This window comes from Roseateles oligotrophus (assembly GCF_025717515.1).
Lineage (GTDB): Bacteria > Pseudomonadota > Gammaproteobacteria > Burkholderiales > Burkholderiaceae_C > Paucibacter_A > Paucibacter_A oligotrophus.
Genome location: NZ_JAJIRN010000002.1, coordinates 364,098 through 375,709 on the forward strand (window position 1 = coordinate 364,098; position 11,612 = coordinate 375,709).

The 11,612-nt window shown below is 57.7% G+C and carries 6 protein-coding genes and 4 tRNA genes; all 10 read right to left on the reverse strand.

The annotated features are described in order from the left end of the window. Positions 1-51 precede the first annotated feature (51 nt). Positions 52-127 (reverse strand) — tRNA-Gly (locus LNV07_RS04915). Positions 128-494: 367 nt separating this feature from the next. Beyond that, positions 495-568: transfer RNA gene (locus LNV07_RS04920), tRNA-Cys, on the reverse strand. Positions 569-640: 72 nt separating this feature from the next. Then, positions 641-716, reverse strand: a tRNA-Gly gene (locus tag LNV07_RS04925). Positions 717-869: 153 nt separating this feature from the next. Next, a complete protein-coding gene (gene lon / locus LNV07_RS04930) occupies positions 870-3,275 on the reverse strand; it encodes an endopeptidase La (RefSeq protein ID WP_263570057.1) in 2,406 nt (801 codons plus the stop codon). A gap of 100 nt (positions 3,276-3,375) precedes the next feature. Next, positions 3,376-4,644 (reverse strand): ATP-dependent Clp protease ATP-binding subunit ClpX, encoded by a 1,269-nt coding sequence (gene clpX / locus LNV07_RS04935; protein WP_263533507.1) that lies wholly within the window; start codon positions 4,642-4,644, stop codon positions 3,376-3,378. 145 nt (positions 4,645-4,789) lie between these two features. Beyond that, a complete protein-coding gene (gene clpP / locus LNV07_RS04940; protein ID WP_318013681.1) occupies positions 4,790-5,398 on the reverse strand; it encodes an ATP-dependent Clp endopeptidase proteolytic subunit ClpP in 609 nt (202 codons plus the stop codon). 228 nt (positions 5,399-5,626) lie between these two features. After that, positions 5,627-6,940 (reverse strand): trigger factor, encoded by a 1,314-nt coding sequence (gene tig, locus LNV07_RS04945; protein ID WP_263570058.1) that lies wholly within the window; start codon positions 6,938-6,940, stop codon positions 5,627-5,629. Positions 6,941-6,963: 23 nt separating this feature from the next. Continuing rightward, a tRNA-Leu gene (locus LNV07_RS04950) sits at positions 6,964-7,050 on the reverse strand. 187 nt (positions 7,051-7,237) lie between these two features. Beyond that, a complete protein-coding gene (locus LNV07_RS04955; RefSeq protein ID WP_263570059.1) occupies positions 7,238-10,390 on the reverse strand; it encodes an efflux RND transporter permease subunit in 3,153 nt (1,050 codons plus the stop codon). Between the two features lie 16 nt (positions 10,391-10,406). Beyond that, positions 10,407-11,543 (reverse strand): efflux RND transporter periplasmic adaptor subunit, encoded by a 1,137-nt coding sequence (locus LNV07_RS04960; RefSeq protein WP_263570060.1) that lies wholly within the window; start codon positions 11,541-11,543, stop codon positions 10,407-10,409. Positions 11,544-11,612: the final 69 nt, after the last annotated feature.

Consider the following 11,612-nt stretch of genomic DNA (forward strand, 5'->3'; position numbering starts at 1 on the left):
TTGGTATCAGATTATTCATCTATACCTAGCTTGGCAAGGGTTCCGACATATTGGAGCGGGAAAAGAGGCTCGAACTCTCGACCTCGACCTTGGCAAGGTCGCGCTCTACCAACTGAGCTATTCCCGCATATGTCTTCAGTTACCAGCAACTCGCTTTCAATGACTTCTGCAAATTCTGCAAAACTCAAACGAGCCGTTAGTATCAGCTTCAACAAACTAACTCTTGTTACCAAGAATATGCCCACTAAAACTGACCCTTTCTTCGCTGATTTAACTACGCCATATTCTGGCAAGTTAAGCAACTTCTCGCATTTAACCGGTGCCACCCAGTATTGCGAAGAGCCATTCAACGAAGACCACTATTCTATACTTAAATTCTTCTCACACGCAAGGTGTTTCGAACAATTTTCTTTGCCCAAGAAAAATTCTTAAGCAAACCAACTTTAGGAGACCGAGCCGCACTGGTATTCACCATCATGGCCCAACTACTGAGTTGGAGGCGCGAGCCAGAGTCGAACTGGCCTAACCGGATTTGCAATCCGGGGCATAACCGATTTGCTATCGCGCCGTAATCCACCCGCCACCACCTCCATACTCGGGGCACTGACGGAAAAGGGAAGCCGGGGCTTCCCTTTTAATTTGGAGCGGGAAAAGAGGCTCGAACTCTCGACCTCGACCTTGGCAAGGTCGCGCTCTACCAACTGAGCTATTCCCGCATGGTTTCAACACCGCCCTAAAACTCATGAAAGCCGAAGCGTTCAAAAGCTTTTGTGCCTGCATCGAAGCAGCGATTCTATACTAATTTTCAGACACTTTGCAAGTCCTGTGCGCAAACACAGCGACTTGCATAGAACTCAACAGAGATGTCCCTAGTGAGTTGCGGGCTGAGCAGGCAGTACTTCGGCCTTGGCGGCAACCACCGGCTCGTCCTCTGGCAGCGGCACCGGCATCGACTCCAAGGCCACCTCCAGCACGCGATCGATCCAACGAACCGGAACGATCTCCAACTGGTTCTTGACGTTTTCCGGGATGTCCTGCAAGTCCTTGACGTTGTCCTCGGGGATCATCACGGTCTTGATGCCGCCCCGATGTGCCGCCAGCAACTTTTCCTTCAAACCACCAATTGCCGTGACCTCTCCACGCAGGGTGATTTCACCGGTCATCGCGACATCGGCGCGTACTGGAATGCCCGTCAGCGCCGACACGAAAGCGGTCGTCATTGCGGCACCCGCACTCGGGCCGTCCTTGGGCGTGGCGCCATCCGGCACGTGAACGTGCACATCGCGCTTCTCGAACAATTCGTCCTTGATGCCCAGCATGCGAGCGCGCGAACGCACCACGGTACGAGCCGCCTCGACCGACTCCTTCATCACATCGCCGAGCGAGCCGGTGCGGATGATATTGCCCTTGCCCGGCATGGCCGTGGCCTCGATGGTCAACAGATCGCCGCCCACCTCGGTCCAAGCCAGACCCACGACCTGACCCACCTGGTTCTTCTTCTCGGCGCGCCCGAAATCGTACTTGCGCACGCCCAGGAAGTCATTGAGGTTTTCTTCGTTGATCACGGCCTTGCCTTCAAACGTCTTCAGGGCGAGACCCTTGACGACCTTGCGGCAAATCTTCGAGATTTCACGTTCCAACGAGCGAACGCCGGCTTCACGGGTGTAGTAACGGATGATGCCGCGAATCGCTGATTCGAGGACTTCCATCTCCTCTTCCTTGACGCCATTGTTCTTGCACTGTTTGGGCAAGAGATAGCGCTGGGCGATATTGACCTTTTCGTCCTCGGTGTAACCCGACAGGCGAATCACTTCCATCCGGTCCAGCAGCGCCGGCGGAATATTCATCGAATTCGATGTGGCGATGAACATCACGTCGGACAGGTCGAAATCGACCTCGACATAGTGGTCACCAAAAGTGTGGTTTTGCTCGGGATCCAGCACTTCCAGCAAGGCCGACGAAGGATCGCCACGGAAATCCATGCCGAGCTTGTCGATCTCGTCCAGCAGGAACAGAGGATTGCGCGTCCCCACCTTGGACAAGCTCTGCAAAACCTTGCCCGGCATCGAGCCGATATAGGTGCGACGGTGGCCACGGATCTCGGCCTCGTCACGCACACCACCCAGGGCCATGCGCACAAACTTGCGCCCGGTGGCCCGCGCCACCGATTGACCCAGCGAAGTTTTGCCAACGCCCGGAGGGCCGACCAAACAAAGAATTGGCGCCTTGACCTTGTCCACACGCTGCTGCACCGCGAGGTACTCGACGATGCGGTCCTTGACCTTGTCCAAGCCGTAATGGTCTTCGTTCAAGACATCAACGGCGTTGGCCAGATCAAACTTGATCTTGGTCTTTTTGCTCCAGGGCAGATTGACCAAGGTCTCAATATAGTTGCGCACCACGGTCGCCTCGGCCGACATCGGCGACATCAGCTTGAGCTTCTTCAACTCACCGTCGGCCTTCTTCTTGGCCTCCTTGGGCATGCGTGCGGCTTGGATCTTCTTGTCCAGCTCTTCGAGGTCAGCACCCTCCTCGCCGTCACCCAACTCCTTCTGGATGGCCTTGACTTGTTCGTTCAGGTAGTACTCGCGCTGGCTCTTCTCCATCTGCCGTTTGACACGGCCACGGATGCGCTTTTCCACTTGCAGGATGTCGACTTCATGCTCGAGCAAATCGAGCAGAGTTTCCAGGCGCTTGCCAATCTCGGACAAATTGAGCACCGACTGCTTGGCGTCGAGCTTCAATGGCAGATGAGCAGCAATGGTGTCGGCCAAGCGACCCGCATCATCAATGCCGGCAATCGAGGTCAGGATTTCAGGCGGGATCTTTTTGTTCAGCTTGACGTACTGGTCAAACTGCTGAGTCACCGCGCGGCGTAGCGCCTCGACTTCGGGCTTGGCATCGGCCTCGGGAGGGATGGGCATAACCTCGGCGACAAAATGCTCCTCACCATCGGTGATGCTGTGCGTGGTGGCGCGCTGCAGGCCTTCGACCAAGACCTTGACGGTACCGTCGGGCAGCTTGAGCATTTGCAAAATGCTCGAAACGCAGCCCACCTCAAACATATCGTCCGACTTGGGCTCATCTTTGCCGGCGGCTTTTTGCGCCACCAACATGATTTGACGGCCGGCTTCCATCGCGGCTTCCAGCGCCTTGATGGACTTGGGGCGACCCACAAACAGCGGGATCACCATATGCGGGAATACAACCACATCACGCAGCGGCAGCAGCGGCAAGGTGATGAGTTCTGCAGGCAAAACAGGATGACCGGACATGAAAACCTCTCTTTCTCAGACCCAAATGTGGCCTGAGGGGGTAAATGCAAGACGCCGCAATGATTCAATCAGCCGGCAAACACCGGCCCATTAAAACAAATCAGGCGCTAGCCTTGGCCTGCTCGCGATACACCAGCAGGGGCTTGGCGTTGTCATCGATGTTGTGCTCGTCAAGCACGACCTTGGCCACGCCTTCTAGCGCGGGCAATTCGAACATGGTGTCGATCAGGGACAACTCCATGATCGAGCGCAATCCGCGCGCGCCAATCTTGCGTGCCAGCGCCTTGCGGGCTATCGCCAACAAGGCCGACGGACGAACTTCCAACTCCACACCGTCCATCGCAAACAGCTGCTGATATTGCTTCAGCAAGGCGTTCTTCGGCTCGGTGAGGATTTGGACCAGGGCATCCTCGGTCAATTCGCCCAGCGTAGCCACAACCGGCAAGCGGCCGACCAACTCGGGGATGATGCCGAACTTGATCAAATCATCGGGTTCGACTTCGCGGAAAATCTCGGATACACGGCGTTCGGACTTGGTCTTCACGGTCGCGCCAAAACCAATACCGGACTTCTCCGAACGGTTTTGAATGACCTTCTCCAAACCGTCAAACGCGCCGCCGCAGATGAACAAGATATTGGTCGTATCGATCTGCAAGAAATCCTGATTCGGATGCTTGCGCCCGCCCTGCGGCGGCACCGAGGCCATCGTGCCTTCGACCAACTTCAGCAAGGCCTGCTGAACGCCTTCGCCCGACACGTCACGGGTGATCGACGGGTTGTCAGCCTTGCGTGAAATCTTGTCGATTTCATCGATGTAGACGATGCCGCGCTGAGCGCGCTCAACATCGTAGTTACAGTTCTGCAGCAGCTTTTGAATGATGTTCTCGACGTCCTCACCCACATAACCAGCTTCGGTCAAGGTGGTGGCGTCGGCAATCACAAATGGCACGTTCAACAAGCGCGCCAATGTCTGCGCCAGCAGCGTCTTGCCGGAGCCGGTCGGGCCGATCAGCAAAATATTGCTCTTCGACAACTCAACCGTATCCTTGGTGCCAGCCATGTGGCGCAGGCGCTTGTAGTGGTTGTACACCGCCACCGCCAGGGTCCGCTTGGCAACGTCTTGGCCGATCACATACTGATCAAGACTGGCCTTAATTTCGCTCGGCACCGGCAAGTCGGACTTGCTGGCTCGCCCTTGCGGCGTATCGGCGGGCACTTCATCGCGCACGATGTCATTGCAGAGTTCAATGCACTCATCGCAAATGAAAACGGATGGGCCAGCGATCAGCTTCTTGACCTCATGCTGGCTCTTGCCGCAAAAGGAGCAATACAAAACTTTTTCGCTGGAATTGCCTTTTTTCTCGGCCATGGATCTGCTTGTCGGTTCAGGCGTTAATGCCTACTGGGATGATAGTTCAAACGCACAAGAGGCCCTTCGGTGAATAAGGGCCCCGTTCCGCGCCCTGTTGGGCTCAGCCGCCTTGGCTTTGGCGGTCAGCACACGGCGGCAGTACTTAAGCCCGCTTCTCGTGCACTTGGTCAATCAGGCCGTAAGCCTGCGCTTCAGCGGCCGACATGTAGTAATCGCGCTCGGTATCGAGCTGAATCTTTTCCATGCTCTGCCCGCAACGCTCGGCCAAAATTCGATTCAACTGCTCACGTGTCTTGAGGATTTCACGCGCGTGAATCTCAATGTCTGTGGCTTGCCCCTGGGTACCGCCCAGCGGTTGGTGAATCATGATCTTGGCGTTAGGCAAAGCATAGCGCTTGCCCTTCTCGCCAGCTGCCAACAAAAAAGCCCCCATGCTGGCAGCCATGCCCATGCACACAGTAGATACCTGCGGCTTGATGAACTGCATGGTGTCAAAAATCGACATGCCAGCCGACACGCTGCCGCCGGGAGAATTGATATAGAGGTGGATGTCCTTGTCAGGATTTTCGCTCTCCAAGAACAGCAACTGAGCCACCACCAGATTGGCTACCGCATCATTGACCGGGCCGACTAGGAAAACGATCCGCTCACGCAACAAGCGGCTGTAGATGTCGTAGGCGCGCTCACCGCGACCCGACTGCTCAATGACGATGGGCACCATGCCCAGATTGTTGATTTCCAGCGCGCTCATGAAGAATCCTCTGAATAAATTCGCTAACCCGCCAAAAGAGCAGCACCAGCGCCACTCCTATCGCAGACCTATTTTGCCAGCCAGTCTTACACAGCTATTGCTGCAACGATTCCTCGCTACAGCCTTTAGGTATGGGGGCTGATTATGGCGTGTCAAGCCCGTGACATCTAAATAGAAAAGGCGCCGACCTTGCGGCACGGCGCCCTTGACTCACAGCGGCACTGTGGATCAGCTGGCTGTAGCCATCAACTCATCGAAAGGCAAGGCCTTTTCGCTCACCTTGGCCTGGGCCAAGACGAAGTCGGTGACGTTGTTTTCGACCACAACGGCCTCAACCTCGGCCAAGCGCGCACGGTCGCTCAAGTACCAACGCACCACTTCGGCCGGCTTCTCGTAGCTCTGTGCCAGCTCTTCGATATGAGCCTGCAACTGCTCGGGCTTGGCTTGCAGATTGTTGGCGCGAACCAACTCCGCCACCACTAGGCCCAGACGCACGCGACGCTCGGCTTGTGGCTTGAAGATTTCGGCCGGGATAGGCGCCTTGTCGGCATCCTTGACGCCACGCTTCTTCAAGTCTTCACGGGCTGCAGCGATCATGCGCTCGGACTCGCCTTCGACCAGGGCCGTAGGCACATCCAACTCGGCGTTAGCAACCAGCGCATCCATCACGGCGCCCTTGTTGCGAGCCAAGACGCGGAACTTGACTTCACGCTCGAGGTTCTTCTTGATGTCGGCGCGCAGCGCGTCGATGCTGGCATCAGGAATACCCAAGGACTTGGCAAATGCCTCGTTCACTTCAGGCAGATGCTGAGCTTCGATCTTTTTCAGCGTCACCAGGAAGTCGGCTTCCTTGCCGGCCACATCCTTGCCGTGGTAATCCTCAGGGAATGCCAGCGGGAAGGTCTTGGAGTCGCCGGCCTTCATGCCGCGCACGGCCTTCTCGAACGCTTCGAGCATCTGGCCTTCGCCGATGATGAACTGGAAGCCGTCGGCCTTGCCACCCTGGAAGGGCTCGCCGTCCAACTTGCCTTCGAAATCGATCGTCACGCGGTCGTCATCGGCGGCCACTTCGTTGGCCGCGCGCTGCGCGAAACTGCGACGCTGCTTCCGCAGGATTTCAACCGTCTTGTCGATGGCAACATCGGTCACATCGCTGGCGACGCGCTCGACATCAGCGGCCGACAGGTCGCCAATTTTGACATCGGGGTAAATCTCGAAGGTCGCGTCAAAAGCCATTTGGCCTTCGGGGGACTCGTCCTTCTGAGCGATCTTCGGGGCACCGGCGACGCGCAATTTCGCTTCGTTGGCGGCGCTGGAAAAAGCTTCGCCCAACTTGTCGTTCATGACGTCGTACTGGACCGAATAGGCATAACGCTGAGCGACAACGCTCATCGGCACTTTGCCCGGGCGGAAGCCATCGGCCTTGACGGTACGGGCCAATTTCTTGAGACGTGTCTCGACTTCGCTGTTGATGTCAGCGGCCGCCAGCGTGAGCGTGATGCGGCGTTCGAGCTTTTCTAGGGTTTCGACGGTGACAGCCATTTTTGACTCAATACAAAGTTATCTGGTGCGCGGGGCCGGACTCGAACCGGCACGCCGGTGAAGGCGTCAGGACCTAAACCTGGTGCGTCTACCAATTTCGCCACCCGCGCTAAGTGGATCAGGCCTGTTTGGCTGGATTCCAAAGAATCAACGCCATTCAAGCCCGTGGTAATTAGGTGAACCGTGGATTGTAGCCACTTGCAAGGCAGAAAATCCAAAAAGAAGGAAAACCCCAGGTCAGATTCAATGTCCGCCCGTGCATTCTAAATGCTTGCGGCTCGGGTCAAGATCAGAACCTCAGAACCGCGATTGCCCTTCCGGCCGCTTGACGCGGAACCAAGCCGCGTACATCGCCGGCAGGGCCAACAAGGTCAAGGCCGTGGCTACGATCAAGCCGCCCATGATGGCCACCGCCATCGGCCCCCAGAACACGCTGCGAGACAGAGGCACCATCGCCAGCACGGCGGCCGCAGCGGTCAGCACGATGGGCCTGAAGCGCCGCACTGCGGATTCGACAATTGCAACCCAGGTCGGCACGCCACGCGCACGGTCTTGCTCGATCTGATCGATCAAAATGACCGAATTACGCATGATCATGCCCATCAACGCGACCACGCCCAGCAAGGCCACAAAGCCAAACGGTTTGTTCATCAGCATCAAGGCCCCGGCCACTCCGGCGATGCCCAGCGGCCCGGTCAGGAAGACCAACATCGCGCGCGAGAAGCTCTGCAACTGCAGCATCAGCAAGGTGAATGTAATGAACAACATCATCGGCAGGCCGGCAGCGATCGAGCCCTGGCCTTTGCTGCTTTCCTCGACCGCACCGGCCACCGAAATCGAATAGCCGGCCGGCATCTTGGCCTGCAACTCTTGCAACTTCGGCCACACCTGTGCCGTCACGGTTGCACCTTGCAGACCCTCAGCCACATCACCCTGCACGGTGACCGCATAGGCGCGCCCTTCACGCCATAGCACGCCCGGTTCCCAGTCGAAAGTGACCTTGGCCACTTGCGTCAAAGGCACCGAACGGCCGGTCGATGTGCTCACATAAGCGCTGCCGATGTCGGTGATGGCATTGCGTTCGTCCAGCGGTTGACGCAACACGATGTCGACCAATTTGTCGGCCTCGCGGTACTGCCCGATCGTACTGCCCGAAAGCAAGGTGCGCGAGGCCTGCGCCAAGCTCTGGCTGCTGACACCCAAGGCGCGCGCCTTATCCTGATCGACCTCGAGCTTGAGCACCTTGATAGGCTCATTCCAGTTGTCGTTGACGCCGCGAATATTCGGGTTGGCGGTCAGAATCGCCCTTGCCTGATCGGCCCACTTCCGTACTTCCTCGGGCTTCTCGCCGGCCACCCGGAATTGCACCGGGTAGGCTACCGGCGGCCCGTTTGGCAGCAACTTGATCCGCGCCCGAGCCTCGGGGAACTCGGCCGCCAACATGGCAGGCAAGCGCTTGCGCAAAGCCTCACGCTCAGTCAAATTCTTTGGCAACACAATCGCCTGACTAACTCCTGGCTGAGGAAAAACCACATCCATTGGCAGATAGAACCGCGGCACACCACTACCGATCCAGGTGCTGACCGTGGCCACCCCGGGTTCGATCATCATGCGAGCCTCGAAGCGTTTAGCCACCTCGGCGCTTTGCTCAAAGGTTGCGCCTTCGGGCAGCCAAAAATCCACCAAAATTTCGGGCCGACTCGAGTCGGGGAAAAATTGCTGCTGAACGCGCCCCATGCCAAACAAGCCCAGAGCAAACACCAGCAGGGTCATTGCGATGGTCTTCCACCGATTCTCCACACACCAGCGCACAAGAATGCGGAAACGGTTGTAGAACGGCGTGTCGAACATCTCATGCGCCTCACCTTCGTTGGCCGGGTGAGTGCGCAACAAAAGCGAGCCCAGATAGGGCACGAAATAGACCGAGACAACCCAGGAGATCATCAAGGCTGCGGCCGTCACCGCGAAAATTGCAAAGGTGTATTCGCCGGTCGCCGACTTGGCCATGCCGATCGGCAAGAACCCCACCGCGGTGATCAAGGTGCCGGTCAACATCGGCATTGCCGTCGCGTCATAAGCAAAAGTGGCGGCGTGCATCTTGTCGTAGCCCTCCTCCAATTTGCGCACCATCATCTCGACGGCAATGATGGCGTCATCAACCAGCAGACCCAAGGCAATGATGAGCGAGCCGAGCGATATTTTGTGCAGCCCGACGCCCCAATAGAACATCGTCACAAAAGTAATCGCCAGCACCAGTGGGATGGTGATACCCACGACCAAACCCGGCCAAATATCCAGTCGCAGCGGCCTTGTATGCAAACCCAAGGCGATGAAGCTGACCAGCAGCACGATCACGATCGCCTCGATCAAGACCTGCACAAATTCGTTGACGGAGCGCGTCACCGCCTGCGGTTGATCCTGGATCTGAGCCAATTCAATGCCGGCCGGCAAGTCGCGCCGAATCAGCGTGACGGCCTTCTGCAGCGATTTACCCATCGCAACAATATCGCCTCCTTTGGTCATCGATACGCCCAACGCAATCACGTCCTTGCCCTGGTGACGTACCATGATGGAGGGTGGATCGACATAGTCGCGTTTGATCTCGGCGATGTCCGATAGACGCAGGGAACTCGCCAACCCGTTGACGGAATTGACGGCCCGAATCGGGAAGTCCTTCAAGGCCTGCACCGAGTTGAACTGACCCTGCACCCGCACCTGCAAATTACCACTGCCGGCATTCATCACGCCGGCACCCTCGACCGCGTTCTGTGCGCCGAGCTGGTTGATCACTTGGCCAAAGTCCAGACCCAAGTTGGCCAGGCGCTTTTGTGAGATTTCAATGAAGAGCTTTTCCGCCTGTGCGCCAAAAACCTCGACCTTGGCGACATCGGGTAATTTCAGCAAGACGGAGCGCGCACGCTCGCTGTGTTCACGCAACTCTTCGCGGCTGAAACCGTCTGCTGAGAGCGCAAAAATCGACCCATAGACATCGCCGAATTGGTCATTGAAGATCGGACCAATGACGCCTTGAGGCAGGGTCTGCCGCATATCACCAACGCGCTTACGCACCTGATACCAGACCTCACCCACCTCCTTGGCCGGCGTGTTGTCCTTCAGTTGGAAGATCGTCAGCGACTCACCCGGCTTGGTGGAACTGCGGATCTTGTCCGAATAGGGCACCTCCTGCAGCGTTTTCTCGATCTTGTCGGTAACCTGCTCGGCCATTTGCTGAGCGGTAGCGCCCGGCCAAAAGGCCTGCACCACCATCAAGCGAAAGGTAAATGGAGGGTCTTCATCCTGGCCGAGTTGAAAATAGGCTGCAAAGCCCATCAGCATCAACACCACCATCAAGTAACGGGTCAGCGCCGGGTGTTCAAGAGCCCAGCGAGAAATGTTGAAACGGCTGCCGATATGCGGTTTAGAAGACGGCGAAGGCTTGTTGAGACTCATGCGTGCGGCTCCAGGCTCAACGGGAGGCTGCCGGAGCGGCAGGTGCGGCTTTGACAAGGGCCGGGCTTGGCTGATAACGCAGCACCTTTTGACCCGACTGCAGCACATGCACGCCCGCCACCACCACCTCTTGACCGGGGCTCAAACCCGCAGCAATCACGACCTCATTGCCATCGGCCCCGGCGATCTGGACCGGCTGCGCCTTCAGCGTCATCTGCGCCGGATCAAGCAGCCAAACCGAGGACTGCCCTCGCTGCTGCAACACCGCCGCCAATGGCAGTTTGATGATTTGTGTCTGACGTGGCGCTTCAATTCTGACCGTCGCGGTTTGGCCAAGCTTGGCATCCAGACCAACAACTTCGGCCTTGACCAAAAAGGTGCGCGTGACCGGGTCGGCCGAGGCCGAGATCTCACGCAATTTTGCGGGCAAACCGACCTGACCCGCCGCCGCCCCCCAAAGCCTGACGGTCAGGGCGCCGGGTTTGGCCGCATGCGCTTGCAAGGGCCCGAGTTGATCTTCGGGCACCGAGAACACCACATCCCGAGGTCCGTCGTGGGCGATGCGCACGATAGGCGTACCCGCTCCGACCACCATCCCAGGTTCGGCCTCCACACCGGTCACAACACCGGCCACATCGGACTGCAGTTGGGCGTAAGAGGACTGGTTTCCCTGGGAGTTGGCTTGGGCCTTGCTTTGATCCAACTGCGCCTGCGAGGCCTTGAACGCGTTGTCGCGTCGCTCCAGTTCGGCTGCACTGATGAAACCCTGCTCGCGCAATTCGATAAAACGCTTGAAGTCAGCACCCAATTGATCGCGGTTTGCCCGCGCCGCCAATACGCCCGCGCGCGCGGCCTCTTGGCCCAAGATCAAATCCTGCGGGTCCAACTGAGCCAAGAGCTGCCCAGGCCGCACCGCGTCTCCAAGATTGACCTTGCGAGCCAAGACCTTGCCGCCCACCCGAAAAGACAAACGAGACTCGGTTCTGGCCTTGATCTCGCCCGCGTACTCATGACTCATGCCGGCCGAATCGGCGCTCAAAACCAGCGTGCGCACCGCGCGCACCGGCTCAGGCGGCGGTTCTTGTCTGCCACAGGCGGCCAAAATGGCAAACAAGGGCAACAGGAGCGAAGCTCGGGAAAGGCTTTTAGGCATGAGAAACCCTGAAAAATCGATACCAATGGCGATCGGCCTTCGCTGCGAAGCGCGGAGGAACCGATTTAC